The organism is Streptomyces sp. A1136 (assembly GCF_004795055.1).
Lineage (GTDB): Bacteria > Actinomycetota > Actinomycetes > Streptomycetales > Streptomycetaceae > Streptomyces.
Genome location: NZ_SSBJ01000026.1, coordinates 1 through 25,967, shown reverse-complemented (window position 1 = coordinate 25,967; position 25,967 = coordinate 1). Strand labels below are relative to the sequence as shown.

The window sequence follows — 25,967 nt, the reverse complement described above, 5'->3', positions numbered from 1 at the left end:
CCTCGCGGGGCGGGCGACGGGGACGGTACCTCGGACCGCGGCCGGGGCCGCGAGGGTCCGTCAGCCCCGCGTGCCGCTCGCCCGGCGACGCAGGAGCCAGGTACCGCCGACGGCGACCGCGGCCAGCAAGGCCGCTCCCGCCGTGACTTTGGCGGGGTCGGTGGTGGTGGTCGTGCCACCACCGACCCCGGTCCGTACGTGGCCTTGCGGGCCACGGTCGGTGATGGTCAGGTCGCCGGTGGCGAACTTGCCGTTCGCGCAGGTCGCACCGATGTCGTAGGTGCCGGGCCGCAGGTCGCGGGCGACCTGGAACTGTCCCGTGACCACCTCCTTGCGGGTGCCCGGCGACAGCTTGAAGCGGCCCCCGCCGACGGTGGTGGCATCGCCCTCGGCGCGGCCGGAAGGGCCGCAGGCGCTCGTGTTCACCGTCACGGTCACGCCCGGGGAGGCGGACTTGGGCCAGACCTCCAGCGTCGCGAAGTCCCCCGGCGCGAATCCGGGCATGCCCAGTTCCGCGGCGGCGACCGCACCGGCGACCGGGCCGGCGAAGGCGACGGCGGTCAGCGCGGTGGCGGTCAGCACGTGGGCGGTGCGGCGGCGCATGAGGGCTCCTGGGAAACGCGGGGTCGTGGTCCCGAGATAACCGGTCCCGGCCGCGCCGCGCCTCCTGATGCCCTGTCAGCTTTTCCGGTCGGGCCGGTGTTCCCGCAGCTCACACCGGCTCGCTTGGGCCGTCCGGGGGACCCTGCCCGTCCGGGTGACAACAGCCGCCGGCGCGTGCGACGGAGGGCTTACGGCGGCACCGCCGCGATGCGTACGGTGGGGGTGCGCGGCGGGACCGCCCGTACCGCGCCGGCAGGCCAGGGAGGGCCCCGTGACACCGCCCGACGTGACACCGCCCGACGTGACACCGCCCGACGCGACACCGCTCGACGCCACGGCGCCCCATCGGCCGGGAACCGCCCCGGCCGCCCTGCCGTTCTTCGTGTACGGGACCCTGCGGCCCGGCGAGGTCAACCACGACCTGTTCCTCCGGGGCCGCACGGCCGCCGAGGAACCGGCCCTGCTGCCGGACGCCGCGCTGTACGAGGGGCCCGGATACCCGTACGCCGTCTCGCATCCCGGCCCGGGAATCCGGGGCGAGCTGATCACGCCCGCCCCCGATGGCTACGCCGAGTTGCTGGTCGCCCTCGACCTGCTGGAGGAGTACCGGGGCCCGGGCCGCCCGGGGAACGTGTACGACCGGGTCGCCCGCGAGGCCCTGCGCCCCGACGGCACCCCGGTCCTGGCCTGGGTGTACCTGGCCGCCCCAGCGCTGGCCCGGGCCCTCGCCCGCTCCGGGACCGAGATCCCGGGCGGGGACTGGCGAGACCGCGGCCGGCCCGGGTGAGCGCCCGCTACAGTCCCTCGGCCCCGCGGTTGCGCAGCCGCTGCCCGTACTGCTGGAGGACCCACAACTCCTCCTGGACCGCCGCCAACTGCTCCGGCGGAGCCTGCGGCCCCAGCCGCGAGAGGGTGCCCTGGATCTCGTGCACCCGGCGATCCACCGCCCGCAGCCGCACCTGGACCAGCTGGACGCCCGCGTAGACCTCGTCCACGGTCTTCGCGTGGATGGCTTCGACCGCCAGTTCCGTGACCAGCGCGCGGACGGTGTCGTTGGGCGCCGCCGCGCGGACCCGGGTCAGGTAGTCCTCGGTGCCCAGGGCGGCGCCCCCGGCGTCCTGGATGGCCTGGCGGACCGCCGCGTAGGGCGGGGCGGTGAACTCGTCGATCCCGTACGCGTCGAAGGCGGGGGATACCAGCGCCGGTCGTTGCAGGGCCAGCTTGAGCAGCTCGCGTTCCGTGCGGTGGGCGGGGCTGCGCAGGTTCAGGGCCGGGCCCCCCGCCGCCGCGGGCGCCGGGGCGGCCTCGTACGCACGGCCGCGCCCGCCCTGCTCGGGCCGGCCGCCCCGCTCGCGCGCCCAGCGGGCCAGCTGCGCGACCCGCTTGACCACGAACTGTTCGTCGCGGATGCCCAGCATCCCGGCCAGCTGGACCGCCGACTCGTGCTGGATGGCGATGTTCTTGATGTGGGCGACGACCGGGGCCGCCTCGTCGAGCGCGGCCGCGCGGCCCGCCGGGTTCTCCAGGTTGTGCCGGGAAACGATGTGGCGCAGCGCGAACTCGAACAGCGGGGTCCGGGACTCCACCAGCCCCGAGACGGCGGCGTCGCCCTGCGCGAGCCGCAGGTCGCAGGGGTCCATGCCGCCCGGGGTGATCGCGATCGAGGTCTCCGCGGCGAACTTCTGGTCGTCCTCGAAGGCGCGCAGCGCGGCCTTCTGGCCCGCCGCGTCCCCGTCGAAGGTGAAGATCACCTCGGCCGTGGCGTTGTCCATCAGCAATCGGCGGAGGATCTTGATGTGGTCCCCGCCGAAGGCCGTGCCGCAGGTCGCGATGGCGGTGGTCACCCCGGCCAGGTGGCAGGCCATGACATCGGTGTAGCCCTCGACCACGACCGCCCGCGAGGTCTTCGCGATCTCCTTCTTCGCCAGGTCGATGCCGTAGAGCACCTGGGACTTCTTGTAGATCGCCGTCTCGGGGGTGTTCAGGTACTTGGGGCCGTTGTCGTCGTCGCGCAGTTTGCGCGCGCCGAAGCCGACGACCTCGCCGCTGATGTCCCGGATGGGCCACATCAGCCGGCCGCGGAAACGGTCGATCGGCTTGCCGCTGCGGCTGTCCTGCGCCAGACCCGAGCTGATCAGCTCCTTGTCGCTGAAGCCCTTGCCGCGCAGGAACCGGGTCAGGTGGTCCCAGCCGGCCGGGCTGTACCCCACGCTGAAGTGCGCGGCCGCGGCCTGGTCGAAGCCGCGCTCCGCGAGGAATTTGCGGCCGATCTCCGCCTCGGCGCCGCCCAGCTGGTCGACGTAGAACTGCGCGGCGGCCTTGTGCGCCTCGACCAGCCGGATGCGCTCGCCGCGGCCGCTGGTCCCGGCGGTGTAGCCGCCCTCCTCGTACCGCAGGGTGATGCCCGCCTGGCCGGCGAGCCGCTCGACCGCCTCCGAGAAGGAGAGGTGGTCGATCTTCATGACGAAGTCGAGGGTGTCCCCGCCCGCCTGGCAGCCGAAGCAGTGGTACAGCCCCTTGCTGGGGCTGACCTGGAAGGACGGGGACTTCTCGTCATGGAAGGGGCACAGGCCCTTGAGGTTGCCGCCACCGGCATTGCGCAGCTGGAGGTAGTCGGAGACCACGGCGTCGATCGGGACCGCGTCCCGTACCGCCTTCACGTCGTCGTCGTTGATCCGTCCTGCCACGCGTGAAGTCTACGGTGGGGAGCCGACAAACCCGTCAGGCGCCCTCCGCCGCCACCAGGGAGGAAAGCGGAACCGACGGGTCCGCCAGCTTCTCCCGGTCGACCGGCGCGTGGGAGCGGATCAGGGCCTGGATGTGCTCGGTCACGTCCCACACGTTGACGTTCATCCCGGCCAGGACCCGCCCCTGCGACAGCCAGAACGCGATGAACTCCCGCTTGCCCACGTCCCCGCGGATCAGCACCTGGTCGTAGCCGCCCACCGGCGCGTACCCGGAGTACTCCAGGCCCACGTCGTACTGGTCGGAGAAGAAGTAGGGAACCCTGTCGTAGGAGACCTCCTGCCCCAGCATCGCCTTGGCGGCGGCCGGTCCCCCGTTGAGGGCGTTGGCCCAGTGCTCCACCCGCAGCCGGGTCCCCAGCACCGGGTGGTGGGCGGCCGCCACGTCCCCGACGGCGAAGACGTCGGGGTCGGACGTCCGCAGCGACGCGTCAACGGCGATCCCCCCTCCGTGCTCCCGGTCCACCAGGGCCAGCCCCGAGGTCTCGGCGAGCGCGGTACGGGGCGCGGCTCCGATCGCGGCGAGCACCGCGTGCGCCGGGTGCTCCTCGCCGTCGTCGGTCCGGGCGGCCAGCACCATCCCGTCCTGCCCGACGATCTCGGTCAGCCGCGCGCCGAAGTGGAAGCGGACCCCGTGCTCGGCGTGCAGGTCCCCGAAGAGCCGGCCGATCTCCGGCCCCAGCACCGCGTGCAGGGGCGTCGCCAGCGGCTCGACCACCGTCACCTCGGCGCCGTACCCGCGGGCCGCCGCCGCGACCTCCAGACCGATCCAGCCGGCCCCCGCGATCAGCAGGTGGCCGTTGTCCCGGCCCAGCCCGGCCAGCACCCCCTTGAGCCGCTCCGCGTGCGCGAGCCGCCGCAGGTGGTGCACTCCCACCAGGCCGGTGCCGGGGACGTCGAGGCGGCGCGGCTCGGCCCCGGTCGCCAGCAGCAGCTTGTCGTAGTGCAGCGCCGTGCCGTCGCCGAGGACGACCTTCTTGGCGTCCCGGTCCAGCTGGACGGCGGGCTGGCCCAGGTGCAGCTCGATGTCGGCGCGCGCGTACCAGGACGGCTCGTGGACGAAGACGCTCTCGCGCTCCTCCTTGCCCGTCAGGTACCCCTTGGACAGGGGAGGGCGTTCGTAGGGATGGTCACGCTCGTCCCCGATCAGGATCACCCTGCCCGTGAACCCCTCGGACCTCAGGGTCTCGGCCGCCTTGGCCCCGGCGAGACCCGCGCCGACGATGACGAACGTCCGGTGTGCGTCGACCACCTGATGCCTCCTCATAACCTCTGCGCCACATGCGACCACATGCGAGCGTCCCGCAACGAGCCTGCCCCGGGAAGGGGGAGTGGCCCGATCAGCTCACCCTTCGGCGCGTCGCGGCCGCCTGGTGAGACGGCTGTGCAACGAGCGGGCCGAGGCATCGGTGAGGGCCGCGATCTGGTCGATGACCGCGCGTTTCCTGGCCTTGTCGTCCGGCGCGGCCTCGAAGACGGCCCGGGACTGGGGGTCGAGGCCCTCCGGTGCCCGGGCGCTGAGCGCCTCGGCGAGTTCGGCCAGGACGATGCGCTGGTCCGCCCGCAACCGCTCCTGCTCGTCGCGCTGCATCACGTACAGGTCGGCGACCGCCTTGAGGACGGCGCACTCGTTGCGCGCCTCCCGGGGGACCACCAGCTCGGCCGCGTACCGGGTGAGCCGGCCGGTTCCGTACGCCTCGCGCGTCGCCCCCTCCGCGGCCAGGCAGAAACGGCCGATCAGCTGGCTGGTGGCGTCTTTGAGCCGGGCCTGGGCGACGGCCGAGCCGTCGTAGCCGTGCGGCCACCACTCCTGTCCCATCAACCGGTCCAGGGCCTCCCGCAGCTCCTCCGGCGCGGTGTCCGCGGGCACGTACCGGCCGATCGCGACCCGCCAGATCGCCTCGCGGTCCGGCTCGGCGAAGAGCATGTTGGGGTCGAGGTGCCCGGCGTGCAGACCGTCCTCGAAGTCGTGGACGGAGTACGCGACGTCGTCCGCCCAGTCCATCACCTGCGCCTCGAAGCACTTGCGGTCGTCGGGCGCACCCCGGCGCAGCCAGGCGAAGACCGGCAGGTCGTCCTCGTAGGCGCCGAACTTCACCGAGTCGGGGTCGGTGGGGTGCCCGCCGCGCGGCCAGGGGTACTTGGTGGCCGCGTCGAGCGAGGCCCGGGTGAGGTTGAGGCCGACGCTGACGAGTTCACCCGTGGCCGGGTCGGGCACGAACCGCTTCGGTTCCAGCCGGGTCAGCAGGCGCAGCGACTGGGCGTTTCCCTCGAAACCGCCACAGTCCTTGGCGAATTCGTTCAGGGCTTCCTCGCCGTTGTGCCCGAAGGGCGGGTGGCCCATGTCGTGGGAGAGGCAGGCGGTCTCGACCAGGTCCGGATCGCAGCCGAGGGCCCAGCCCAGCTCACGGCCCACCTGCGCGCACTCCAGGGAGTGGGTCAGGCGCGTACGGGGGCTGGCGTCCCAGTCGTAGGAACGGGTCCCGGGGGTGACGACCTGCGTCTTGCCCGCGAGACGGCGCAGCGCGGCGGAGTGCAGCACGCGGGCACGGTCGCGTTGGAAGGCGGTGCGGCCGGGCCGTTTGTCGGGCTCGGCGGCCCAGCGCTCGGTGTCGGCCGGCTCGTAGGGGGTGGGGCGGGGGGTGGTGCGGGGGGTGCCTTCCATGCCTTCCATGTATCAGACGTTAACCGGAAGAGCCGACAAGGCGGGTGATCCGGGCGGCCCCGATCCGCGTGCTGTTTCAGGCGGTGGCGAGTTCCAGCGGGGTCCGCCGCCGGGCGAGGACCTCGTCGTAGCGCAGGAGGACGAGCCGGGCGAGGGCCGGGTGGTCGCCGAGCGGAGCCGCCGCCGGGCCGGGCGCGGCCGCGGCGCTCTGGGCGGCGAAGCGGCCGGGGGCGGTGAAGTAGGAGGCCACGGCGGTCCGGTGGTGGCCGTGGGCGGCGAGGGCACGCAGCGCGTCGGGGACGCCGGGGGCGGCGGCGGAGGCGTAGGCGGCCACGACGGGCACCCCGCCGAGGCGCTCGGACAGCAGGGCGGCGGTGCGGCGGGTGTCGTCCGCGGCGTCCCGGTCGCGGGAGCCGGCGGCGGCCAGCACCACCGCCGTCCCGGGGACCCAGGAGGCCTCCAGGAGGCGCTCGTACAGGGCCTCGACCAGCAACGGGTGCGGGCCGAGCGGGGCGGCGACGCGGGTGCGCAGGTGGTCGGCGCGGGCGGCGGCCGCGGGGAGGTCCCGCTTGACGTGGTGCCCGCGGCTCAGCAGCAGCGGGACGAGGACGGCCGAACCGGTGGCCCCCGCCAGCGTCTCGTCGAGCAGCGGCCGGTTCAGCTCGATGTGCCCGAGGCGGACGTCGAGGCGGGGGCGGAGCTCGCGGACCCGGTCCAAGAGGGCCCGGACGCTGCCGAGGGCGCGGGGGTCGCGGCTGCCGTGGGCGACGGCGACGAGAGTGGGCTGCATGCGTGGCTCCGTAGGGCCGGGCCCCGGCGGACGCGCGGTGTCCGGGCCGGGTGGCGCGGGTCGGCTGCTCGTCGGCGATGGCCGGGAAAGCGGGAGGGACGGGGTGCGGGAGGGACGGGGTGCGGGAGGGTCCCGGACCGGGGTCCGGGAAGGACGCGACGGGGGTTCGGGAGGGTGCGCGGCCTCCGTCGCACACCGATCCTGCGGGTCGCGGATTGCCGCCGCGTTGCGACCGCGGTGCCGGGTCTTTTCCGGGTGCTCACAGCGCGCGGGCCGGCCCCGCCCGGCGGCGGGTGAAACCACGGCGGTGCCGTCCGCGTCCTGACCAGCGGAGACCGGGCGACGACAGGAACCGGGCGACGAGCAGAGGGGGGACGTCATGCGCGGAGCGCGCCTGGGCCGGATCGCGGGCGGCGTGCGCGGGCTGCTGCCCCGTACCGTACGGGCCAGACGGCGCGCGGTGCGGGTCGTGATGGCGCTGTGCGTGCTGGCGCTCCTGCCCTCGGCCTGGACCCACGCGGTCGCGGCCGACCGGCTCGGCAGCACGGCCCGGGCGCCGGCCGCCCCGGTGGCCGTGGTGTTCGGCGCGGGCCTGCTGGGCGCCCGTCCCACCCCGTACCTGGCCGACCGGCTCGACGCGGCCGCCGAGTTGTACCGCGCCGGAAAGGTCAGGGTCGTCCTGGTCACCGGTGACAACAGCCGCACGGAGTACTCGGAGCCGGACGTGATGCGCGCCTACCTGACCCGCCACGGGGTCCCGGACGACCGGATCGTCAGCGACTTCGCCGGGTTCGACACCTGGGACTCCTGCGTCCGGGCCCGCCGGATCTTCGGCGTGCGGCACGCGGTGCTGATCAGTCAGGGTTTCCACATCAGGCGGGCCGTCGCCCTGTGCCAGGCGGCGGGGGTCGACTCGTACGGGGTCGGGGTGCAGGACGTACACGACGCCACCTGGTATTACGGCGGCGTCCGCGAGGTCTTCGCGGCCGGGAAGGCAGCGCTGGACGCGGTGTTCAAGCCGAACCCGACGTTCCTCGGGCCCAGGGAGGACGGGGTGTCGCGGGCCCTGACGCTCTGACAGCCTGGCGCGAATTGCCAGGCTCGGGGAGTGGGGGCACCGTGGTGGACCTGAAGGACAAGGCCGTCGTCGTCACCGGAGGGGCGCGCGGTCTCGGCGCCGCGGCCGCGCGGGCCGTCGTCGAGGGCGGCGGCCGGGTGCTGATCACCGACGTGTCGGAGGCGGAGGGTGCCCGGACGGCCGCGGAACTCGGGGACACCGCCCACTTCCTGCGCCACGACGTCACGAGCGAGGAGGACTGGCGGACGGCCCTCGACCACGCGATCGGCGCCTTCGGCCGGGTGGACGGCCTGGTGAACAACGCCGGCATCGCCTCGGGCCCACTGCTGGAAGAGGAGAGCGTCGAGCACTTCCGCCGGGTCCTGGAGATCAACCTGGTCGGCGTGTTCATCGGCGTGTTCATCGGCGTGAAGGCGGCCGTGCCGCTGATGCGCGCGGCCGGCGGCGGCTCCATCGTCAACATCTCCTCGGCCGCCGGGCTCACCGGGCTCCCGCTCACCGGCGGCTACGGCGCCTCCAGTGGGGCGTACGCGGCCTCTCCAAGATCGGGGCCGTCGAACTGGCCGAGTCCCGCATCCGCGTCAACTCCGTCCACCCCGGCATGACGTACACGGAGATGACCGCCTCCGTCGGCATCCGCACCGGCGAGGGCAACTACCCCGGCACCCCGATGGGCCGCGTCGGTGTCCCGGACGAGATCGCCGCCGCCGTCGCCTTCCTGCTCTCCGACGCCGCCGCCTACATCACGGGCGCCGAACTCGCGGTCGACGGCGGCTGGACGGCGGGCCCGACCCTCGGGCAACTGACCGGCGGATGACCGGGCCGGCGCCCCGGACCGGACTGCGCCGGCGGGACGGCCCCCGGCGGGTCGGCCTTCGGCGGTGACGCGGGGCGGTCGACCCGCCGGGGGCCGCCGGTCCTCACCGGGCACCGACGGGCGCGCTGAGGTCGCCGTACAGGAGGCGTAACCGGACGCGGCGGCCCGTGTAACACCGGCGGCGCACCGTGGCCGTATGAGCACCGAGGACACCGCCGGACCCGTCACCGCCACGCACTGCCCGTACTGCGCCCTGCAGTGCGGCATGAACCTGCGCGCCGGGGCGGCCGGCGGCGTGGTCGTCGAGGAACGGCCCGACTTCCCCGTCAACCGGGGCGCCCTGTGCGGCAAGGGACGCACCGCCCCCGCCGTGCTCTCCTCGCGGGTGCGCCTGACCGAGCCGCTGGTGCGCGCCCGCTCCGGACGACTGGAACCCGCCGGCTGGGACGACGCCCTCGACGCCGTCGCCGAGGGACTCTCCCGCACCGGTCGGGCGCACGGGCCGGACGCGGTCGGCGTGTTCGGCGGCGGCGGCTTGACCAACGAGAAGGCCTACGCGTTGGGCAAGTTCGCCCGCGTCGCCCTGCGCACCTCCCAGATCGACTACAACGGCCGCTTCTGCATGTCCTCGGCCGCCGCCGCCCACCAGCGCGCCTTCGGCCTCGACCGGGGTCTGCCGTTCCCGCTGGAGGACGTCCCGCGCACCGGCTGCGTGATCCTCGTCGGCTCCAACCTGGCTGAAACCATGCCGCCGGCCCTGCGCTTCCTGCGGGAACTCAAGGACAACGGCGGCACGTTGATCGTGGTGGACCCGCGCCGCACCCGCACCGCCGAACAGGCCGACCTGCACCTCGCCCCCCGCCCCGGGACGGACCTCGCCCTCGCCCTGGGCCTGCTGCACCTCGTCGTCGCCGGCGGGCACACCGACGAGGCGTTCATCGCGGAGCGCACCAGCGGCTGGCCCGAGGCGCGGGCCGCCGCGATGGCGCACTGGCCGGAGTTGGTGGAGCGGATCACCGGAGTTCCCGTACCCCGGCTGCGGGAGGCGGTAGGGATGTTCTGCGCCCCGGAATCCGCCATGGTGCTGACCGCCCGAGGCCCCGAGCAGCATTCCAAGGGGACCGACACCGTCGGCGCGTGGATCAACCTCTGCCTGGCCACGGGCCGGGCCGGCCGCCCGCTCTCCGGATACGGCTGCCTCACCGGCCAGGGCAACGGCCAAGGGGGCCGGGAGCACGGCCAGAAGGCCGACCAGCTCCCCGGATACCGCAAGCTGACCGACCCGGCGGCGCGCGCCCATGTCGCCGGGGTCTGGGGTGTCGACCCCGACAGCCTCCCCGGCCCGGGCCGCAGCGCCTACGAACTCCTCGACGCCCTCGGCACCGAGGTGAAGGCGCTCCTGCTGATGGGCTCCAACCCGGTGGTCTCCGCACCCCGCGCCGCCCACATCGAAGGCCGCGTCCGCTCCCTGGACTTCCTCGCCGTCGCGGACGTCGTCCTCTCCGAGACGGCCGAACTGGCCGACGTGGTGCTCCCCGTCACCCAGTGGGCGGAGGAGTGCGGGACCACCACCAGCCTGGAAGGCCGCGTCCTGCTGCGCCGCCGGGCCCTCACCCCGCCGCCGGGCGTCCGCACCGACCTGGAGGTCCTGCACGGGCTGGCCGCCCGACTCGGGGTCGAGAAGGGTTTCCCCACCGACCCCGAGGAGGTGTTCGAGGAGCTCCGCCTGGCCTCGGCGGGCGGGCCGGCGGACTACTCGGGGATCTCCTACACCCGCGTCGAGGCCGAGCAGGGCGTGTTCTGGCCCTGCCCCGAGGGCTCGGCGGGAACACCCCGCCTGTTCCTGGACCGCTTCGCCACCGACGACGGCCGGGCCCGCTTCGTGCCCGTCGCGCACCGCGACGCGGCCGAGGTCCCCGACGCCGAGTACCCGCTGCTGCTCACGACCGGCCGGGTCGTGGCCCAGTACCAGTCCGGGGCCCAGACCCGGCGGGTCGCGGAGCTCAACGCCGCCGCACCCGGCCCGTTCGTGGAACTCCACCCCCGGCTCGCCGCCCGGCTGGGTGTGACCGAGGGGGCCCCGCTGGCGGTGGTGTCCCGGCGCGGGCGCGCCGTGGCCCCGGCCCGCATCACCGACACGATCCGGGCGGACACGGTTTTCATGCCGTTCCACTGGCCGGGGGAGGGGCGCGCGAACACTCTCACCAACCCCGCCCTGGACCCGACTTCGCGGATGCCGGAGTTCAAGGTCTGCGCGGTCCGTGTCGAAGCGGCCTGAACCGCGGGTCCGCTCGGACATGCGTCCGGGCGGCTTCGGGCCTGCCGGCGAGGGGTAACCATCCGGTCACGCACCGGTCTCAGAAAGTGCTCGCACGCCCCTCGTGGCCGCGATGTGTCGTACCCCACACTGAGATCCGGTGCCCCCGTCCTCGGAGCCCTGGAGGTCGCCCCCGTGCAGACCCAGACCCTGACCGTGAACGTGAGTCACCCCGCCCAGGCCGACGAACCCGCCGACGCGGAGGCCGAAGCCGTGGACACGGAGCCGGAGGAGGCGGAGGAGCGGGAGGAGCCCGAGGCGCTCGACCTGCTCGGGCAGGTGCCCGAGCAGCGCGGACGCGGCGGCAACCAGGCGGGCGGGTCGGGCGGATCGGGGGGCTCGGCCGGGTCCGGTCCGTCCGCGGACCTCTTCCGGCAGTACCTGCGCGAGATAGGCAGGATCCCGCTGCTGACCGCCGCCGAGGAGGTCGAACTCGCCCGGCGCGTCGAAGCGGGACTCTTCGCCGAGGAGAAGCTGGCCGTCGCCTCCGGGCTCGACCTCCAGCTCACCCTCGACCTGGACAAGCTCGTCGTCATGGGCCGCATGGCCAAGCGCCGGCTCATCGAGGCCAACCTGCGCCTGGTCGTCTCCGTCGCCAAGCGGTACGTGGGCCGCGGGCTGACCATGCTCGACCTCGTCCAGGAGGGGAACCTCGGGCTGATCCGGGCCGTCGAGAAGTTCGACTACGCCCGCGGCTACAAGTTCTCCACCTACGCCACCTGGTGGATCCGGCAGGCGATGTCCCGGGCCCTCGCCGACCAGGCCCGGACCATCCGGGTGCCCGTACACGTCGTCGAACTGATCAACCGCGTCGTGCGCGTACAGCGCCGCATGCTCCAGGAGCGCGGGTACGAGCCCACCGCCGACGAGGTCGCCGCCCACCTGGAACTGACCCCCGAGCGGGTGCTGGAGGTGCTCCGCCTCGCGCAGGAGCCGGTCTCGCTGCACGCGCCCGTCGGCGAGGAGGACGACGTCGCCCTCGGGGACCTCATCGAGGACGGGGACGCCGCCTCACCCGTCGAGTCCGCCGCGTTCTTCCTGCTCCGCGAACACCTCGAAGCGGTCCTGTCGACCCTCGGCGAGCGCGAACGCAAGGTGGTCCAGCTCCGCTACGGCCTCGCCGACGGCCGCCCGCGCACCCTGGAGGAGATCGGGCGGATCTTCGGCGTGACCCGCGAGCGCATCCGACAGATCGAGTCCAAGACGCTCAACAAACTGCGCGACCACGCCTTCGCCGACCAACTGCGCGGCTACCTCGACTGACCGGCCCCGCCGGCCGACCGGTCGGGGACGCCGAAGGGGTGCCCCCGTACGAGGGCACCCCTTGTGGCCGACGAGGCCGACCCGATCGACGCCGTGGGGTACTAGTCCACCTCGGCGACCGCCTGGGCGAACTGCGCCGTGTACAGCCGGGCGTAGGCGCCGTCCGACTCCAGCAGCTCCTCGTGCGTGCCCTGTTCCACGATCGAACCGTTCTCCATCACCAGGATCACGTCCGCGTCGCGGATGGTGGAGAGCCGGTGCGCGATCACGAAGGACGTACGGCCGTGGGCCAGGCGCGCCATCGCCTTCTGGATCAGCACCTCGGTACGGGTGTCCACCGAGCTCGTCGCCTCGTCCAGCACCAGGATCACCGGGTCCGACAGGAACGCCCGCGCGATCGTGATCAGCTGCTTCTCGCCCGCGCTGACGCCCGCGCCCTCGTCGTCCAGCACCGTGTCGTAGCCGTCGGGGAGGGTACGGACGAACCGGTCCGCGTGCGCGGCGCGCGCCGCCTCCTCGATCTCCTCGCGGGTGACCTCCCGCGAGGCCCCGTAGGCGATGTTCTCCGCGATGGTGCCGCCGAACAGCCAGGTGTCCTGCAACACCATGCCGATGCCCGTGCGCAGTTCCTCGCGGGTCATCTTCGCGATGTCCACGCCGTCCAGGGCGATCCGGCCGCCCGTGACCTCGTAGAAGCGCATCAGCAGGTTGACGAGCGTGGTCTTGCCGGCGCCGGTCGGGCCGACGATCGCGACCGTCTGGCCCGGCTCGACGCTCAGCGAGAGGTTCTCGATGAGCGGCTTGTCCGTCTCGTAGCGGAACGCCACCTTGTCGAGGGTGACCTGACCCCGCAGCCGCTCCGGCCGCTCGGGGACCTCCGCGTCCGGCTCCTGCTCCCGCGCGTCCAGCAGTTCGTACACCCGCTCCGCCGAGGCGACACCGGACTGCACCAGGTTCGCCATCGAGGCGACCTGCGTCAGCGGCATCGAGAACTGGCGCGAGTACTGGATGAAGGCCTGCACGTCACCGATCGACAGGGTGCCCGAGGCCACCCGCAGACCGCCGACCACGGCGATCAGCACGTAGTTGATGTTCGAGATGAAGAACATCACCGGCTGCATGACGCCGCTGACCAACTGCGCCTTGAACGAGGCCCGGTACAGCGCCTCGTTCTGCTCGGCGAAGACCGCCGCCGACTCCTTCTGCCGCCCGAAGACCTTGACCAGCGAGTGCCCCGAGTACATCTCCTCGATGTGCGCGTTGAGCGTGCCGGTGGTCTTCCACTGCGCCACGAACTGCGGCTGCGACTTCTTGCCGATCTTCGCCGCGACGAAGATCGACACGGGTACGGTCGCCAGTGCGACCAGCGCCAGCAGCGGCGAGATCCAGAACATCATCGCCAGCACACCGACGATCGTCAGCAGCGAGTTCAACAGTTGCCCCATCGTCTGCTGGAGCGTCTGCCCGATGTTGTCGAGGTCGTTCGTCGCCCGGCTCAGCACCTCGCCGCGCTTTTGCTGGTCGAAGTACGACAGCGGCAGCCGCGACAGCTTCCCCTGGAGCTCCTCGCGCATGCGGTACACGGTGCCGTTCACGACGTGGTTGGACAGCCGCGTCGCGACCAGCATCAGCAGGCCCGCCAACAGGAACACCAACAGGGCCCACAGCGCCACGACGCCCACGGCGCCGAAGTCGATGCCCTCGCCCGGGGTGAAGTCGGTGCCGGACAGCATGTCCGCCATACCGCCCTGGCCCCTGGCCCGCAGACCGTCCAGCGCCTGCGCCTTGGTGATCCCGGCGGGCATCGCCCGCCCGACGATCCCCGCGAACACCAGGTCGGTGGCGTTGCCGAGGATCTTCGGCCCGACCACCGAGCAGGCGACGCTGCCGACGACGGCCGCGACCATGCCCCAGATCTTGGCGCGGTCCTGGGCGATCTGGCCCAGCAGCCGTTTCCCCGACCCCTTGAAATCCAGGGACCGCTGGACCGGCCCCACCATCATCCGTCCTCCGGGCCCGCTCATGCGGCCTCCGCCTCCGTCAGCTGGGAGAGCACGATCTCCCGGTAGGTCTCATTGCCGGCCATCAGTTCGTGGTGGCGTCCCTCGCCCACCACCGCACCCTCGTCCAGGACGATGATCCGATCGGCGTCGCGGATCGTGGACACCCGCTGGGCGACGATGACGACGGTCGCGTTCTGCGTCTCCCGGGCCAGCGCCGCGCGCAAAGCCGCGTCCGTCGCGTAGTCCAGGGCCGAGAAGGAGTCGTCGAACAGGTAGATCTCCGGCCGCTGCACCAGCGTCCGGGCGATCGCCAGGCGTTGGCGCTGGCCACCGGAGACGTTCGTACCGCCCTGGGTGATCGGCGCGTCCAGACCGCCTTCGAGCTCGGAGACGAAGCCGCGCGCCTGCGCCACCTCAAGGGCCTGCCACAGCTCTTCGTCGGTCGCGTCGGGGCGTCCGTAGCGCAGGTTGGAGGCGACGGTGCCGGAGAACAGGTACGGCTTCTGCGGAACCATGCCGACCGTCTTGGCCAGCAGCTCCGGGTCGAGCCGGCGCACGTCCTCCCCGTCGACGAGCACCTCGCCGCCGGTCGCGTCGAACAACCTGGGGATCAGACCGAGCAGCGTGGACTTGCCGCTGCCCGTCGAACCGATCACGGCGGTCGTCTCGCCCGGTCGGGCCGTCAGGTCCACCCCGCGCAGCACCGGCGCCTCGGCGCCCGGGTAACGGAAGTCGGCGCCGCGCAGTTCGAGCTGCCCGTGGCGCAGGAGCTTGCGGACCGGATCGGTGGGCGGGACCACGCTGGAGTCCGTGTCGAGGACCTCCTGGATGCGCTCGGCACACACCTCGGCGCGGGGCACCATCATGAACATGAAGGTGGCCATCATCACGGACATGACGATCTGCATCAGGTAGGCGAGGAAGGCCGTCAGCTGGCCGATCTCCATGCCCCCGCTGTCGATGCGCATCGCGCCGAACCAGATCACGGCGACGCTGGAGATGTTCACGACGAACATCACGACGGGGAACATCAGCGCGAGCAGCTTGCCGGAGGCCAGCGACACCCCGGTGAGCTCGGCGTTCGCCTCGCGGAAGCGCTCCTTCTCGTAGTCGTCGCGGACGAAGGCGCGGATGACCCGGTTGCCGGTGATCTGCTCGCGCAGCACCCGGTTCACGATGTCGAGCCGCGTCTGCATCTGCCGGAACAGCGGGCGCGTCTTGTAGACGATCGTGCCGACGGAGAGGCCGAGAGCGGGGACGACGGCGAGCAGCACCCCGGACAGCTTCACGTCCAGCGACAGCGCCATGGCGATGCCGCCGACGCACATGATCGGCGCCGAGACCATCAGGGTGAAGGTCATCAGCACCAGCATCTGGACCTGCTGGACGTCGTTCGTCGTACGTGTGATCAGGGAGGGGGCGCCGAACTGGTTGAGCTCCCTGGCGGAGAAGCTCTGCACCCGGTCGAAGACGGCGGCCCGGACGTCCCGCCCCACGGCGGCCGCGGTGCGCGCGCCGAAGTAGACGGCGCCGATGTTGCAGGTGAGCTGGACGAGCGAGATGCCCAGCATCAGTGCGCCGAAGCGCAGGATGTAGCCCGAGTCACCGTTGACGACACCGTTGTCGATGATGTCCGCGTTGAGGGTGGGCAGGTAGAGGCTCGCGCTGGTCTGCAGCAGTTGCAGCAGGACCAGGAGGGCGATGGGTTTCCGATAAGGACGCAGGTGCGTCCCCAGCAGTCGTATGAGCACGCGCAGGCTCCGGTCGGCAAGATCGAGGGGGGTTCACCCCATCTTCGGCCAACCGGCGGTCCGAACCCCAACGCTTTTCGCAAAGCCCGGTCAAAAGGAGTAGTCCACCCGTCGGGGAGTCCTACGCCACCGGTCCTTGGAACGCCCCGGGATGGATCTGCTCCCGTGTCGCGACGTACTGCTGGCGCACCGCCTGCCACGCCGCGAACTCCTCGCCCGGTTCGAAGGTCTGACCTGCCGGGGCCGGCCACACCGGCGGGGTGTGCGGGGTCGGAGTGCCCTGCGCCACGGCGAGCGCCCACGCCGCCTGGCGCGCGGAGCCCAGCGCGGCGTAGTCGGCGGGAGCGGGGACCACCACCTGCGTCCCGAACAGCCCCGGCGCGGCGGCCTGTACGGCGGGCAGCTCGGCCGCCGCCCCCAACAGGAACACCCGGCGGATCTCCACCCCGCGGTGCCGCAGCACGTCGAGGGCGTCGACCAACCCGCACAGCATGCCCTCGAACGCGGCCCGCGCCAGGTGCTCGGGCTTCATCGAGTCCCGGCGCAGCCCGGACAGGGTGCCCGCGCTGAGCGGCAGGTTCGGCGTCCGCTCCCCTTCCAGGTACGGCAGGAGTACGAGGCCGTGCGCGCCCGGCGTCGACTTCAGCGCGAGAGCGCTCAACCCCTGGAGGTCGGTGCCGAGCAGCTCGGCGGCGCCGCGCAGGGCCCGTACGGCGTTGGAGGTGTTCACCACCGGCAGGTGCATGCCGCTGGCGTCGGCGAGCGAGGTGATCAGGCCGCCCGGGTCGAAGACCGCCTGGTGGTGCACGGCCATCACGGACCCGGAAGCGCCCAGCGAGACCACCGCGTCGCCGGGGACCAGCCCCAGCCCGAGCGCGGCGGCCATGGTCTCCCCGGTCCCGGCCGAGATCAGCAGCCCCTCGGGGGTGGTCCCGGCGGCGTCGGCCGGGCCGAGCACCTCGGGCAGCAGTGCCTGGTGCCCGAGCGCCAGCTCGACCAGGTCGGGTCGGTAGCTGCCGGTGGCCGGCGACCAGTAGCCGGTCCCGGAGGCGCCGCCGCGGTCGGTGGTGCGGCGCGCGGGCCGGCCCAGCAACTGCCACACCAGCCAGTCGTGCGGGGACATCAGTACGGCCACCCGCCGGGCCGCCTCCGGCTCGGTCCGGGCCAGCCAGGCGAGCTTGGCCAGCGGCTGCGCCGCGTGCGGGACCGAACCCACGGCCTCCGCCCAGGCCTGTCGCCCGCCCAGCGCCTCGATCAGGTCGGCCGCCGCGACCTGGCCGCGCTTGTCGTTGCCGACCAACGCCGGCCGGACCAGGGCGCCCTGCGTGTCCAGCGGGAGCAGGCCGTGCTGCTGCGCGGAGACGCCGATGGCCTGGACCCCTTCGAGGAGTCCGTTGCCGGCCGCCTCCCCCAGCGAGAGCAGCCACGCCTGCGGATCGGTCTCGTGCGGATTCGCCCCGGCCGCCTCGCCGGTCGGCTGCGGGTGCGGCGCGTAGCCCTGGCGCAGCACGGCCCCCGTGTCGGTGTCGCAGACGACGATGCGAGTGAAGGCGGAAGAGCTGTCCAGCCCGGCGACTATCCCCATGCGGAGAATTCTGCCGCACCGCGCGCCGGTCGTGACCGCCGAGTAGGCACCCGACGGCCGCGGGCCCCGGAAAGTCCGGGGCCCGCGGTGTTCAGACGTCGGCGTCAGGTGCCGTCGGCGTCAGGTGTTGCTGGTACCCCACTCGTCCTCGCCGCCGGAGCCGCGACGCCCGCGCAGCGTCCGTACCCGTCCCGCGAGGGATTCGGGCATGGCGTCGCCGACCTTGTCGCCGACCACGGCGAACGCCTTGCCCGCGTAGGCGCGCCCGGCCTGCCCGGCGGTCTCGGCGGCGTTGCGCACCGCCGGCGTCTGCGCGACCTGGCGTGCGGACTTCTTCAGCTGCTCGTACCGCTCGCGCCCGGCCCGGGTCCCGAGCACGTACCCGACGGCCAGTCCGATCACGAACGTGACCTTGTACCGCATGCTTGCCACCCTTCGTCGTGTGGTGCCCGGCCCACTGCCGATACCGATTGGCGGAGCACCCCCCTGCTTGCGCTAATCTATGACTCGCAACGGGCGCTCGCCCCCCGGCAAGGCCGGAGGTGGGCTGTTCGGCGCACCGCAGCAATCCCCTGTAGCTCAATTGGCAGAGCAGCCGGCTGTTAACCGGCAGGTTACTGGTTCGAGTCCAGTCGGGGGAGCGCGATCCCCTGTAGCTCAATTGGCAGAGCAGCCGGCTGTTAACCGGCAGGTTACTGGTTCGAGTCCAGTCGGGGGAGCACGGAAGACGAGGGCCCCGGGTGGGTCCTCTTCTTTTTTGCCCCGAACCGGAACCGGGCAGCGCTCGGCACGGTCTCTTTGGGCAGGCGAAGCCGATCATGCGAGGCAGCAGATCGTATGAGCGGCTATGCTGCGGCAGACGGCGCGCACACATGTACGCGCCACGCCGTAGAGGGGCGGTAGCTCAGCCGGTTAGAGCAGCGGACTCATAATCCGTCGGCCGTGGGTTCGAGTCCCACCCGCCCCACAGCGACACGCCGCAGGTTCACCCGTTTGACCTGGGCGTACAGGTAGACCCCCGCTTCGGCGGGGGTCTTTCTGTTTCCTCCAAGATCGTTAGCTCGCCCAATGCTCGCCCGAACCGTCGGGGAAGTTCACGGGCCCTTCCTCGAACGGCGGGTTCGCACACGGCCGTGATTCGGCAAGGTGGGACGCTCCCGGACTGGGCGGCTCGCGGGAGCACGCGGCCCCGTGTGCCGTACGCCACGCATGGGAGGTGTTCGGTCCATCGGTGGGCGTACCGGGGCGGTTGTGACACCTGGCCACCGAAATGGAAGAGGGGCCCCGGTCGGCGTTCGGGGCCCCTCAGTTTGATCTATGGCTGCCGTAGTGGGCTGTTCCGAATGGGGGTGGGGCGTGTGCTTCCACGTTCATCACCTCCCGGGGGTCGGTTAGCTGGCGAGGCAGAGGCCGAGCACGGGCAAACCGAGGACACAGACTTCGGCATGGGTGGATGGTGCCGGGGGAGATGGCTTCGGGGTGGGGGCGGTGGTGGTCGGGGGCTTCGAGGGAGTCGGGCTCGTGGTGCCCGGAAGGTCCGGCGTCGGCGTGGGGGTCGGCGTGGGCGTCACGCGCCGGTCCGGCGTCGTGCTCGGCGCCGTGCTCGTCCCGTCGCTGCCTCCGGCGGCGCTGGGTGCCGGCCCTTCCTTCTGGAGGAGGGGTGCAGCGCCGCCCTCCTTGTCGGTCGTGTTGTGCTGAGCCGCGTTGGTCGCCTGAATCTCCACCACTGCGGGTCGTTCGCGCCGGCCCGGCTCCTTGGGCCCTCTCGGATCGACTTCCGTCGCGGTCGCGGTGGCGCCCGGTTTCTGGGCGTTGGTCGCGCCTGAACTGTCACCGGAGGCCACTACGAGGACGACTACGGCGGTACCCGCTACGGCAACAGTCGTAGCTGCCACTGTTGCAGCGAGACGTCGGTGGCCCTTCCAGGCGGATTGACACCGGTCACCGATGCATGCGAGTGCGGACGCCACCCCTCCTCCACAGAGCAGAGTGAGGTGGCCCTTTCGGCGCGCGCGGCCCTCTTCAAGGCAGTCCACTTCGACCGTGGGGTCGCGAAGGTGAGTCTGCGTCAGGGCGGCGATCTTCTGCGCGGTGAGTTCGGCGCGCAGTTCGTTGATGAGTTGCGTGTGCTTCACATGGGACCGGTACAGGAGAAAGATCGCGAAGACCGCAGCTCCAAGAACTCCGGCTATCAGCACGTCTGCCACATGCGCCCCCTAGGTTCAGGTTCTACCTGTCCAAGGGGTCATCATGTACCTGACACGGGCATATTTTCCACCAAGCGGAACGGTAGATGTACGCAACGTAACGATCCTGTGACATCTGTCAACTGGCTTGACGCTCCTGACCGTGCGTTCGGTCGGTTGAGCGATTGGGTTCCCCGCGGCCGACGCGGCGCAGCACCTCGTCCTGCGCTTCGGGCGGGAGAGTGGCCAACAGGGTGGCGATGGCGTCGATGGTCGAGTCGTTCGCGTAACTCCCCGACGCTGTCGACGGCTTGCGCGTCTCCCTGAGTTCTTGGGCAGCGTCCTCGCGGCCTGCCTCGGCCAGCTCCTCGGGGCTGACGCCAACAACCTGGGCCATGCGGGCGAGGGTCTCGGCCGGCGCTCGGACCGGGACATGGGCCCCGCTGACCGACTGGTAGCCGCTGACGATCTGGCGCCAGCGCGCATCACTCAGGCCCGCCTGGCTTGCTGCCTTACGGGCGGACATGCGGGTTCTCTTGAGCGCCTCTGAGATGAGCGCGGCCTCAAGTGGGGGGGCAGGTCGCGAACTCGAATTCATGCGGGCAGCTTCGCACGACTACGCGCTACTGCGCTAGCCGCCCCGAGGTGGGTGGCGTGTTGGGGGCGCGCGAGCGCGTAGTTTCACGCCTCCCCCGTACTACTACGCACTTCCTTGCACTACGCGCTACTACGCGCTAGTTTCGAATCATGAACCACCCGCGCAAGCGGCGCCGTAAAGGTGCCCCTTTTAACCATGCGCCGGAGGCCGTGACGTACGCCCGCGAGAAGGCGGGTCTCACCAAACGGGCCCTGGCCGCGAAGTGCGGAATCAGCGAGCAACTGATGGGAGACATCGAGGCGGGTCGGCGTAACGCCACCCCCGAGAACTTGCTCAAGTTCGCGGCCGCGCTCAACTGCCCCGTGGTCGTCCTGGAGGCGAAGCGCGTAACTGCCGCCAGCGGCGTGACCAGTGGGGTCAACGAGGGGGGTGAGACCCCCAACTCCGCGCCGATTATGGCGAGTTCTGATCCCCAGTCAGGGGACTTTCGCGCCGCGTGAGAGCGGCGGACGGGGCCGACCGGACCGTGCCGGGTCCGACCAGCCCCGCCAACCCCAGTCACCTCAACCCCAGTGAATCGAGGGACCGTGACCGCACACTCTAATCCCCAGGCCAGCGCCGCCACCGCGCTGAGTCAGCTCCTTACGGAGCACCCCGAGGTCGTCGGACTGACGTGGTCGATCAACACGCTCGGCGTCCTGGAAGGCGAGCAGCACGCCGAGACCGGCCACGGCCAGGTCGTAGACGACTGCGCGCAGGTCCTCGGCGGCACCGCCGCCCACACCGTCCTTTCCCGGGCCGGCGACCGGCTGGGACTGGCCCAGCTCACCACCACCTGGCGCGACGTGCCGGTGCACGTTTGGGCCAGCTACCCCGAGGCCCCGATCGGGGGAGCGCTGTGAGCGACCTGATCGAGGGATCGCGCGTGACCATCACCACCGCCTCCGGGGCCCAGGCCCTGGCCGCCGGTCTGGCCGACGCGCCCACCGCTCGCCTGCTGCTGCCCGCCGACGCCCCGCGTGACGTATGGGAGGCCACCCGGCGACTCGGTCTCGGCGGCTCGAACATCGCCGGAATCCTCGGGTTGGGCGGGAAGTACACCGGCCCGCGTCACGTCTTCGAGGAGAAGCACGGCCGGAGCACGTTCAAGGGCAACGAGGCCGCCGAGATCGGGTCCGAGATCGAGGACTTCATCGCCCACATGTTCACGAAGCGGTCGGGGGTCCCGACCGCTGAGGCGCCCGGGACGCTCGTGCATGTCGAGCACTCGTGGATGCGGGTGAACGTCGACCGGTTCACCTTCGAGCGGCCGGGCCCGGCCTCGGGCGTGCTGGAGTGCAAGAACCGCAGCGAGTACCAGGCGGATCAGTGGGAGGACGGGGCTGTCCCCGACGCCCCCGCGATCCAGTGCCACTGGGGCATGGCTGTCGGCGGCTGGGACCACGGTTTCGTGGCCGCGCTTGTCGGCGGCAACAAACTCCGGTGGTCCCGCCTGGAGCGGGACGAGGAAATGATCGAGTACCTGATCGACTACTGCGGTCGCTGGTTCCAGCGGCACGTGGTCGAGGGGATCGAGCCGCCGGCCGACGGCCTGGAGGCGACCACCGACCTGCTGGCCAAGCTCTGGTCGGTGAAGGCCGAGACCATCGCCGAGATCGACGTGGCGAAGGCCAAGGAGCTGCGCGCCAAGCACGCCGAGATCAAGGCGCGCGAGAAGGCCATCAAGGACGAACTCCGTCTCGTAGAGAACGAGATGAAGCTGCTCACCGCCGAGAACGAAGTGGCGCAGGCGGGCGGTAAGCCCGCGTGGACGTGGAAGGGCAACGGCACCTTCGCGTCGAAGCAGTTCGCCGAGGCCCACCCCGACCTGGTCGAGAAGTACACGCACATGGTGCCCGCCCTCGACGTCGACCGGCTCAAGGAAGAGCAGCCCGAGACGTACGCCGCATTCCGCGCCCGCCGCCTCGTCGTCCCCGCGAAGGGAATCTGATCGTGTCTCTCTCCACCTTGAAGGACCGAGTGCTCGCTGCCACCAGCGAGCAGCCGGCCGCAGACGCGACCGTGCGGGCCCTCGCCGAGGACGTGAAGACGTCGACACCGGACCGGCTGCACGCGTCGGCTCAGGCCGAGGGTGACGACGTCGCCGACAAGGCCCTGACGTGGCTGGAGCAGTACGGCGACGACTTCACGCGGGCCCTGCCCTCGCACATCGACGTCAAAGCGTTCCTGTCCGCCGTGCGGGCCGCCCTGCCGGGCCTGGTCCACTGCACCCCCGCGTCGCTGCGCCAGGCGCTCCTGACCTGCGCCCGGTTCGGGCTCGTCCCGGACGGCCGCCACGCGGTTATCAAGCGCGAGGGCAAGACGGCCGTGTTCGTGCCGATGGCCCAGGGCTACGTCGAGCTGATGTACCGCTCGGGCCGGGTCGGCTCGGTCCACGTCGGGATGATCCACGAGGGCGACGAGTGGAACTACGAACCCTCCGCTCCGGCACCGCTTGATTTCACGCACCGGCCGGCCTTGGAGAAGTCGAAGAAGGACCGCGGGCCGGTGAGGTTCGCCTACGCCTTCTGCTGGATGACGTCGGGTGCCCGCTCGCAGGTGATCATCCTGTCCCGCGCGGACGCCGAGGCGATCCGCGACGAGTACAGCCAGGCGTACCGGCGGGCGGTGGAGTCGGGCAAGGCTGACTCGTTCTGGCACACCGACTTCGACGCCATGTGGCGGAAGTCGGCGCTGCGTCGCCTGCACAAGGTCGTTCCGATGTCCGCCGAGCTGGTCGCCCTGCTCAAGGCGGACGAGGCCGGGGACGCGGGCGAGGTCCAGATCATCCACGCCCCGGATGTCGAGACGACCGCTCTGGTCGCCGAGGCGGAGCGGGCGCACCGGGCCGCCGAGGCGCCCCAGGACACCGCCGTCCGGCCGCTGCCCGTGAAGGGGCGCGGCCTGCGCCGGTCCAAGCCCAAGCGGAATCGGGGCGGGCGCCGGTGACTCCGGCCCCTCAGCCCCTCCCCGTGGGGACTCGTCACGGCCACCCGGCCGTGGCGGGCCCCCCGGGGTCCCGGTCTCTTCACCCCGGAAGGAACCCCATGAGCTGGCACCGCAAGCCCTTCTGTGGCTTCGACCTTGAGACGTCCGGGCTCGACCCGGAGACCGACCGCATCGTGACCGCCTCGGTGGTCCGCTACGGCGGCGGCCAGCCCACCACCGGACGATCGTGGCTGGCTGACCCGGGCGTCGAGATCTCCGCCGGAGCGACCGCACTTCATGGCATCACGACGGAGTACGCCCGCTCTGCAGGCCGCCCGGCCGCCGAAGCCATCGCGGAGATCACCGACGCCCTGGTAGAGGCGGCGGAGGCCGGCCTGCCCATCGTGGCGATGAACGCGCAGTTCGACCTGACCATGTTGGACCGTGAGGCGCGGCGCCACGGCGTGATGCCCCTGTTCGACCGGGTGGTCCCGTGCGTGATCGACCCTCGCGTGCTGGACAAGAAGGTCGACCCGTTCCGCAAGGGTGGCCGGACCTTGACCGACCTGTGCCGTCACTACGTGGTCCAGCTCGATGAGGCGCACACGGCGGAGGCCGACGCGGTCGCGGCCTGCGCGGTGTCGTGGAAGCTCGCCAACCGGTACCGGTGGCTCACCCGCCTGGAGTTGGGTGACCTCCACGAGCAGCAAGTCACCTGGGCCAGGGAGCAGGCCGAAGGGCTCCGGGAGTACTTCGCCCGGACCGACGGCAAGCGCGAGTGGGCCGCCTCCGTACGGCTGGAATGGCCGCTCGTCCCCGCGATGAACTCCGGTGCGGGGTGTGGCCGGTGACCACCGTCCTGGCCGGTGCCATGGCCACCCTCGCCGTGACCGCCCTGCTGGTGCCCCTCGTGCGGGTCGCCCGCCGGCGCCCGGCCCAGTCCCCGTTCCGGCGCGGCCCGCTGTTCGCCTGGTGTCCCGCTGAGGCCCGCGAGACGCCGCACACGCTCGACGTCGGCGTTCGCCGGTGCCGCTCCTGCAAGACCTCCACCCCGACAACGACGTCAGAGGAGAAGACTCATGGATGAGCCGTTCGGCCCGGAGTACGTCCGGCTCGCGCAGCCGGATTGTCCTCGCTGCGGGTGCTGCACGGCCAACCTGTGCGCCAAGGGCGCGACCAGCGTCCTGGAGTGCTTCGGCTTCACCAGCGAAGACGCCCGCACCACGGTGCAGGGATGCCCGTGCTCCTCGGAGGAGACGCACGGCACGGCTGCCTGGAGGGCCGGGAAGCTGCGCGTGACTATGCACGCCACCGCGGACTGCCCCCTGGCCGTGGACGTCGAGGCGGCGCTGCGCGCGGTCGCGGCCGAGGAGGACGTCACCGAGCACGCCGAGCAGATCAATGCCCTTTCGCTGCGCCGGTACGTGGGGTTCGAGGACTCACGCCCGGCCATCACCGAACTGGGGGCCACGTACCTCGCGGCCCGGGACGAGCCCAGGTTCACCACCCCCGTGGAGGTGGAGAAGGTTGATGTGGTCGCCAAGACGGCGCGGGTGATCGTCGTCGGGTGGAGCCTGACGGACCCGGTGACCGTGCTCCTGGACCAGCTCACCAGCGCGACCGGGCTCAAGGCGGAGGAGCTGCCCGGCCGGTTCCTGGAGGCCAACGCCAACTGCTACACGAAGCACGCGGACGACGTGGTCCTCACTGACGTGCATCTCGCGCCGCCGTTGCCGGCGGCCTGGATTGGCGGGGATGTGCCGGAGCCGGCCGAGGAGGACCAGGCGGCGGCTGAGACGGGGCGCGTGGACGGCGCCCCGTCGGGCGGTGAGGCGTGATGGAGACGGTTCCGCTGTTCGCGGTGGACGCCCCGGCCCCCGCGGTCGAGGACGAAGCGCCCAAGGCGCCCGCGTTCGAGGTCGTTGTTCGCGGCCTGCCTGGCCCCCAGGGCAGTAAGCGGCACGTCGGCGGCGGACGCATGATCGAGTCCTCCGCGAAGGTCAAGCCGTGGCGAGAGTCCGTGGTGTGGATGGCGGTCGCGGCCCGGCAGAAGATCAAGGGCTTCACGAAGCTGGACGGGCCCCTGGCGGCCGACATGGTGTTCTGCTTCGACCGGCCGAAGGGCCACATGGGCACCGGCCGGAACGCCGGCCTCGTGCGCCCGTCGGCGCCAATGCGGCCGGACGTCACTCCGGACCTGTCCAAGCTGGTCCGGGCTACCGAGGACGCGCTGACGACCTCCGGGGTGTACCGGGATGACGCGCTGATCGTGGAGTACCGGCAGCTCGGGAAGTTCTACACCACCGACCACGGACTGGTGCCGGGCGTCCTCGACGGCCCCGGCTGCACCATCCGCCTCTGGCGCATCGAGCAGCCAAAGGCAGTGGAGGCGTGACCACCTCCGGGGAGACCGCTGCCGCTCTCGACTCCGCCGGCGAGTCCCGGCCGGGCGCTGCTGCGCCCGGCCGGGGCCGTCCCGGTTCAGCCGCCTCGTGGGAGGACGCGTTCGCGCTGCGGACCGTCGCCGTCGATGGCGGCCATCTTCATTGGACCGGTGCGACCGGCCACCGCGGCACGCCCGTCGTCGCCTGGCGCGGCCA

General features: G+C 72.0%; 24 protein-coding genes, 3 tRNA genes and 1 pseudogene. 17 read left to right on the top strand and 11 right to left on the bottom strand.

Annotated elements, in window-relative coordinates; all coding sequences use genetic code 11:
* Positions 1–60: 60 nt before the first annotated feature.
* Complete coding sequence (locus tag E6R62_RS24180; RefSeq protein ID WP_168714157.1) at positions 61–603, bottom strand: hypothetical protein; 543 nt, start codon at positions 601–603, stop codon at positions 61–63.
* A gap of 370 nt (positions 604–973) precedes the next feature.
* Between E6R62_RS24180 and E6R62_RS24175 the strand changes: the two genes are divergently transcribed.
* Positions 974–1,390 (top strand): gamma-glutamylcyclotransferase family protein, encoded by a 417-nt coding sequence (locus E6R62_RS24175; protein WP_136215697.1) that lies wholly within the window; start codon positions 974–976, stop codon positions 1,388–1,390.
* 7 nt (positions 1,391–1,397) lie between these two features.
* On the opposite strand, the gene dnaG is transcribed toward E6R62_RS24175, so the two are convergent.
* The 4 genes from dnaG to E6R62_RS24155 all read right to left on the bottom strand — a co-directional run bounded on the left by dnaG (position 1,398) and on the right by E6R62_RS24155 (position 6,802).
* On the bottom strand, positions 1,398–3,290 hold the full coding sequence (dnaG, locus tag E6R62_RS24170; RefSeq protein ID WP_136215627.1) for a DNA primase: 1,893 nt from the start codon (positions 3,288–3,290) through the stop codon (positions 1,398–1,400).
* Positions 3,291–3,324: 34 nt separating this feature from the next.
* Entirely contained in the window at positions 3,325–4,599 is a 1,275-nt protein-coding gene (locus E6R62_RS24165; RefSeq protein ID WP_136215626.1) for an NAD(P)/FAD-dependent oxidoreductase, read from the bottom strand.
* A gap of 93 nt (positions 4,600–4,692) precedes the next feature.
* On the bottom strand, positions 4,693–6,021 hold the full coding sequence (locus tag E6R62_RS24160; RefSeq protein WP_136215625.1) for a deoxyguanosinetriphosphate triphosphohydrolase: 1,329 nt from the start codon (positions 6,019–6,021) through the stop codon (positions 4,693–4,695).
* A gap of 67 nt (positions 6,022–6,088) precedes the next feature.
* Positions 6,089–6,802 (bottom strand): sirohydrochlorin chelatase, encoded by a 714-nt coding sequence (locus E6R62_RS24155; protein WP_240801856.1) that lies wholly within the window; start codon positions 6,800–6,802, stop codon positions 6,089–6,091.
* Positions 6,803–7,181: 379 nt separating this feature from the next.
* Here E6R62_RS24155 and E6R62_RS24150 point away from each other — a divergent pair, with 379 nt between their 5' ends.
* The 4 genes and pseudogenes from E6R62_RS24150 to E6R62_RS24135 all read left to right on the top strand — a co-directional run bounded on the left by E6R62_RS24150 (position 7,182) and on the right by E6R62_RS24135 (position 12,277).
* A complete protein-coding gene (locus E6R62_RS24150) occupies positions 7,182–7,880 on the top strand; it encodes a vancomycin high temperature exclusion protein (RefSeq protein ID WP_136215623.1) in 699 nt (232 codons plus the stop codon).
* 41 nt (positions 7,881–7,921) lie between these two features.
* A pseudogene (locus tag E6R62_RS24145) lies at positions 7,922–8,697 on the top strand (glucose 1-dehydrogenase).
* Positions 8,698–8,893: 196 nt separating this feature from the next.
* Positions 8,894–10,975, top strand: coding sequence for a molybdopterin oxidoreductase family protein (locus tag E6R62_RS24140; RefSeq protein WP_136215622.1), 2,082 nt, complete (start codon positions 8,894–8,896; stop codon positions 10,973–10,975).
* Between the two features lie 114 nt (positions 10,976–11,089).
* Positions 11,090–12,277 (top strand): RNA polymerase sigma factor, encoded by a 1,188-nt coding sequence (locus E6R62_RS24135; RefSeq protein WP_240801855.1) that lies wholly within the window; start codon positions 11,090–11,092, stop codon positions 12,275–12,277.
* 101 nt (positions 12,278–12,378) lie between these two features.
* Here E6R62_RS24135 and E6R62_RS24130 read toward each other — a convergent pair whose 3' ends face one another.
* The 4 genes from E6R62_RS24130 to E6R62_RS24115 all read right to left on the bottom strand — a co-directional run bounded on the left by E6R62_RS24130 (position 12,379) and on the right by E6R62_RS24115 (position 18,039).
* Positions 12,379–14,301 (bottom strand): ABC transporter ATP-binding protein, encoded by a 1,923-nt coding sequence (locus E6R62_RS24130; protein WP_136215620.1) that lies wholly within the window; start codon positions 14,299–14,301, stop codon positions 12,379–12,381.
* A complete protein-coding gene (locus E6R62_RS24125; protein ID WP_136215619.1) occupies positions 14,298–16,031 on the bottom strand; it encodes an ABC transporter ATP-binding protein in 1,734 nt (577 codons plus the stop codon). The genes E6R62_RS24130 and E6R62_RS24125 overlap by 4 nt, the downstream gene beginning before the upstream one ends.
* A 121-nt stretch (positions 16,032–16,152) precedes the next feature.
* A complete protein-coding gene (locus E6R62_RS24120; protein WP_136215618.1) occupies positions 16,153–17,616 on the bottom strand; it encodes an FGGY family carbohydrate kinase in 1,464 nt (487 codons plus the stop codon).
* 120 nt (positions 17,617–17,736) lie between these two features.
* Positions 17,737–18,039 carry a YtxH domain-containing protein gene (locus E6R62_RS24115; protein ID WP_136215617.1) on the bottom strand — a complete coding sequence of 101 codons (303 nt, stop codon included), beginning with the start codon at positions 18,037–18,039 and terminating at the stop codon, positions 17,737–17,739.
* A 145-nt stretch (positions 18,040–18,184) separates the two neighbouring features.
* Here E6R62_RS24115 and E6R62_RS24110 point away from each other — a divergent pair.
* From E6R62_RS24110 to E6R62_RS24100, 3 genes are all read left to right on the top strand, one after another.
* Positions 18,185–18,257: transfer RNA gene (locus tag E6R62_RS24110), tRNA-Asn, on the top strand.
* A gap of 5 nt (positions 18,258–18,262) precedes the next feature.
* Positions 18,263–18,335, top strand: a tRNA-Asn gene (locus tag E6R62_RS24105).
* 174 nt (positions 18,336–18,509) lie between these two features.
* Positions 18,510–18,583, top strand: a tRNA-Ile gene (locus tag E6R62_RS24100).
* 424 nt (positions 18,584–19,007) lie between these two features.
* Here the strand turns inward: E6R62_RS24100 and E6R62_RS24095 are convergent.
* Both E6R62_RS24095 and E6R62_RS24090 read right to left on the bottom strand, forming a co-directional pair.
* On the bottom strand, positions 19,008–19,823 hold the full coding sequence (locus E6R62_RS24095) for a hypothetical protein (RefSeq protein ID WP_136215616.1): 816 nt from the start codon (positions 19,821–19,823) through the stop codon (positions 19,008–19,010).
* 118 nt (positions 19,824–19,941) lie between these two features.
* Positions 19,942–20,328: a hypothetical protein gene (locus E6R62_RS24090; RefSeq protein ID WP_168714156.1), complete on the bottom strand. Its 387-nt coding sequence runs from the start codon at positions 20,326–20,328 to the stop codon at positions 19,942–19,944.
* A 221-nt stretch (positions 20,329–20,549) separates the two neighbouring features.
* Between E6R62_RS24090 and E6R62_RS24085 the strand changes: the two genes are divergently transcribed.
* The 9 genes from E6R62_RS24085 to E6R62_RS40300 all read left to right on the top strand — a co-directional run.
* Entirely contained in the window at positions 20,550–20,900 is a 351-nt protein-coding gene (locus tag E6R62_RS24085) for a helix-turn-helix transcriptional regulator (protein ID WP_136215614.1), read from the top strand.
* Positions 20,901–20,987: 87 nt separating this feature from the next.
* A complete protein-coding gene (locus tag E6R62_RS24080; RefSeq protein WP_136215613.1) occupies positions 20,988–21,302 on the top strand; it encodes a hypothetical protein in 315 nt (104 codons plus the stop codon).
* A 23-nt stretch (positions 21,303–21,325) separates the two neighbouring features.
* Complete coding sequence (locus tag E6R62_RS24075; RefSeq protein WP_136215612.1) at positions 21,326–22,390, top strand: YqaJ viral recombinase family protein; 1,065 nt, start codon at positions 21,326–21,328, stop codon at positions 22,388–22,390.
* Positions 22,391–22,392: 2 nt separating this feature from the next.
* The gene (locus tag E6R62_RS24070; protein ID WP_136215611.1) at positions 22,393–23,388 is read left to right on the top strand and encodes a recombinase RecT; all 996 of its coding nucleotides are present in this window, start codon (positions 22,393–22,395) and stop codon (positions 23,386–23,388) included.
* Positions 23,389–23,486: 98 nt separating this feature from the next.
* Positions 23,487–24,218: an exonuclease domain-containing protein gene (locus E6R62_RS24065; RefSeq protein WP_136215610.1), complete on the top strand. Its 732-nt coding sequence runs from the start codon at positions 23,487–23,489 to the stop codon at positions 24,216–24,218.
* The gene (locus E6R62_RS24060; RefSeq protein WP_136215609.1) at positions 24,215–24,454 is read left to right on the top strand and encodes a hypothetical protein; all 240 of its coding nucleotides are present in this window, start codon (positions 24,215–24,217) and stop codon (positions 24,452–24,454) included. Before E6R62_RS24065 ends, E6R62_RS24060 begins: the two co-directional genes overlap by 4 nt.
* Entirely contained in the window at positions 24,447–25,205 is a 759-nt protein-coding gene (locus tag E6R62_RS24055) for a hypothetical protein (RefSeq protein WP_136215608.1), read from the top strand. The genes E6R62_RS24060 and E6R62_RS24055 overlap by 8 nt, the downstream gene beginning before the upstream one ends.
* On the top strand, positions 25,205–25,762 hold the full coding sequence (locus E6R62_RS24050; protein WP_136215607.1) for a RusA family crossover junction endodeoxyribonuclease: 558 nt from the start codon (positions 25,205–25,207) through the stop codon (positions 25,760–25,762). The genes E6R62_RS24055 and E6R62_RS24050 overlap by 1 nt, the downstream gene beginning before the upstream one ends.
* On the top strand, positions 25,759–25,967 hold a 209-nt coding region (locus tag E6R62_RS40300; protein ID WP_206308829.1), incomplete at its 3' end, for a hypothetical protein. The genes E6R62_RS24050 and E6R62_RS40300, both read left to right, overlap by 4 nt.

What these genes read in the sequence shown, in the direction of transcription:
- E6R62_RS24180 (WP_168714157.1), bottom strand. Translation starts at nt 603, where the DNA reads ATGCGCCGCCGCACCGCCCACGTGCTGACCGCCACCGCGCTGACCGCC.
- E6R62_RS24160 (WP_136215625.1), bottom strand. Translation starts at nt 6,021, where the DNA reads ATGGAAGGCATGGAAGGCACCCCCCGCACCACCCCCCGCCCCACCCCC.
- E6R62_RS24155 (WP_240801856.1), bottom strand. Translation starts at nt 6,802, where the DNA reads ATGCAGCCCACTCTCGTCGCCGTCGCCCACGGCAGCCGCGACCCCCGC.
- E6R62_RS24150 (WP_136215623.1), top strand. Translation starts at nt 7,182, where the DNA reads ATGCGCGGAGCGCGCCTGGGCCGGATCGCGGGCGGCGTGCGCGGGCTG.
- E6R62_RS24140 (WP_136215622.1), top strand. Translation starts at nt 8,894, where the DNA reads ATGAGCACCGAGGACACCGCCGGACCCGTCACCGCCACGCACTGCCCG.
- E6R62_RS24130 (WP_136215620.1), bottom strand. Translation starts at nt 14,301, where the DNA reads ATGAGCGGGCCCGGAGGACGGATGATGGTGGGGCCGGTCCAGCGGTCC.
- E6R62_RS24120 (WP_136215618.1), bottom strand. Translation starts at nt 17,616, where the DNA reads ATGGGGATAGTCGCCGGGCTGGACAGCTCTTCCGCCTTCACTCGCATC.
- E6R62_RS24115 (WP_136215617.1), bottom strand. Translation starts at nt 18,039, where the DNA reads ATGCGGTACAAGGTCACGTTCGTGATCGGACTGGCCGTCGGGTACGTG.
- E6R62_RS24090 (WP_168714156.1), bottom strand. Translation starts at nt 20,328, where the DNA reads ATGTCCGCCCGTAAGGCAGCAAGCCAGGCGGGCCTGAGTGATGCGCGC.
- E6R62_RS24085 (WP_136215614.1), top strand. Translation starts at nt 20,550, where the DNA reads ATGAACCACCCGCGCAAGCGGCGCCGTAAAGGTGCCCCTTTTAACCAT.
- E6R62_RS24065 (WP_136215610.1), top strand. Translation starts at nt 23,487, where the DNA reads ATGAGCTGGCACCGCAAGCCCTTCTGTGGCTTCGACCTTGAGACGTCC.
- E6R62_RS24055 (WP_136215608.1), top strand. Translation starts at nt 24,447, where the DNA reads ATGGATGAGCCGTTCGGCCCGGAGTACGTCCGGCTCGCGCAGCCGGAT.
- E6R62_RS24050 (WP_136215607.1), top strand. Translation starts at nt 25,205, where the DNA reads ATGGAGACGGTTCCGCTGTTCGCGGTGGACGCCCCGGCCCCCGCGGTC.